Origin of the sequence: Paenibacillus algorifonticola (genome assembly GCF_050481745.1) — a bacterium.
GTDB classification, from domain to species: Bacteria; Bacillota; Bacilli; order Paenibacillales; family Paenibacillaceae; genus Pristimantibacillus; species Pristimantibacillus algorifonticola_A.
In genome coordinates this window covers 1-1,520 of record NZ_JBCNGR010000064.1, presented here as the reverse complement: position 1 = coordinate 1,520, position 1,520 = coordinate 1, and the positions used below count along the sequence as shown (strand labels likewise).

Here is a 1,520-nt window from a genome sequence, read left to right as displayed (position 1 = left end):
TTCGCTTGTTCTTCCGGAGCCGGCGATCCCGCCGGAGGGAATGATCTACTCCGCCTGCCGACGGTACGGACTTGAAACCGGCCTTTAGGAACCTGTAATAACCATTGTGTGGTGAGACCGTCAAGCCCTTCAGGAACTAAAGGCTTCTTCTGTCAATTCCAGATTAATGCTGACGGCAGCAATACTGCCAGCCGCAGCAGCCACGATGAGTTGTGAGGGGAATCCAGTGGTCACTTCCCCAGCTGCAAATAAACCAGGTACCGTGCTTTTTCCCATTTCATCGGTTAGGATTCCACCTAGATCGTTTACCGCATAACCAAGTTCTTGTTGAAAACCAGCCCGTGGGACCCACTTAGGTGCAATGAATCCGCCTGTTCTCTCTATTCTAGATCCGTCCGTGAACTCCACTAGCCGCAACTTGCCATCACTGCCATGAAAAGCTGATACAGATTGTTCAGAGACAACGATGTCACGGGAAGCTAATATTTGCTTTTGTTCATTAGTCAGAATGCCAGGGCCATTGGTACAGACGATAAGATCGCGACTCCAATTATAGAGCAACTTTGCATGTTGGAACACGCGGGGATGATCCCACAACACAAATAACGATTTGTCCCTGAGTTCCCAGCCGTCACAATATGGACAGTAAAAGAGGCTTTTTCCATATAAACTCCTGACACCTGGGATATCTGGCAATGTTTCTTGCAGGCCTGAAGCGAACAATAGCTTGCGAGCTTGAATTTGTTCCCCCTCGTGTGTAGATATTAAAAATCCTGCATTAAGCTTGCGAATATCCGTAACTTCAACGGGATGATGCTCTACTGACGGATACTTCAGCACCTCCTCGTATGCGACACGCCGAAATTCTGCTGGTGTAACACCATCACGTGTAAGAAAACCATGTGAAGCATGCGTAACGGCATTTCGTGGCTTGTTATGATCGAACAAAGCTACGTTTCTCCTTGCCCTGCCCAGAACTAATGCTGCATTGAGTCCAGCCGGGCCCCCGCCAATGATTGCACAATCGTAAATCATGTTAATCCTCCTTCTCAGTATGGTTGCAGGATCCACTTTACGCGGGCAAGACCGCGTACAAAGCGTTCCGTCATCTTCCGTTCCTCCCTTTATTCGATCTCTAGAATTAGTTATATCCGATCCCGAAATTAAAGTCAATATTTTTGAACTTATGGTCATTATTATTTTTTGTGAATTTCCCCTGAAATATCAATATATTAAGTTATAAATAACCCCGGTCTGTATACAAACGCGAATAAATATTGAACCTATGGTCGTAATGGTTTACGTGAGGAAAGCGGTTGTGATAAAATAAAGAGGACAATAACCGGATTATAGCAAGCGACAGCGGGGAGATAGAAACGAATGAATCGCGAGCTGAAGAAGGAACAGACAAGGCAGCGGATTAAAGATGCCGCGCTTTCGCTGTTTGCTGAGCAGGGATATGAAACGACAACAATTGAACAGGTGGCTAAGCTCGCAGGTGTCGCCAAAGGAACTTTTTT

Annotated in this window: 2 protein-coding genes; one reads left to right on the top strand and one right to left on the bottom strand. The window is 46.2% G+C overall.

What is annotated here, in order from left to right:
- Positions 1–129 precede the first annotated feature (129 nt).
- Complete coding sequence (locus ABEW34_RS31215; RefSeq protein WP_430165545.1) at positions 130–1,035, bottom strand: NAD(P)/FAD-dependent oxidoreductase; 906 nt, start codon at positions 1,033–1,035, stop codon at positions 130–132.
- A gap of 345 nt (positions 1,036–1,380) precedes the next feature.
- On the opposite strand from ABEW34_RS31215, the gene ABEW34_RS31210 reads away from it, so the two are divergent.
- Positions 1,381–1,520: TetR/AcrR family transcriptional regulator (locus ABEW34_RS31210; protein WP_430165548.1), on the top strand; the 140-nt coding region annotated here is incomplete at its 3' end.

Excerpts from the sequence above, each read along its gene's own strand:
- ABEW34_RS31215 (WP_430165545.1), bottom strand. The coding sequence starts at position 1,035 with ATGATTTACGATTGTGCAATCATTGGCGGGGGCCCGGCTGGACTCAAT.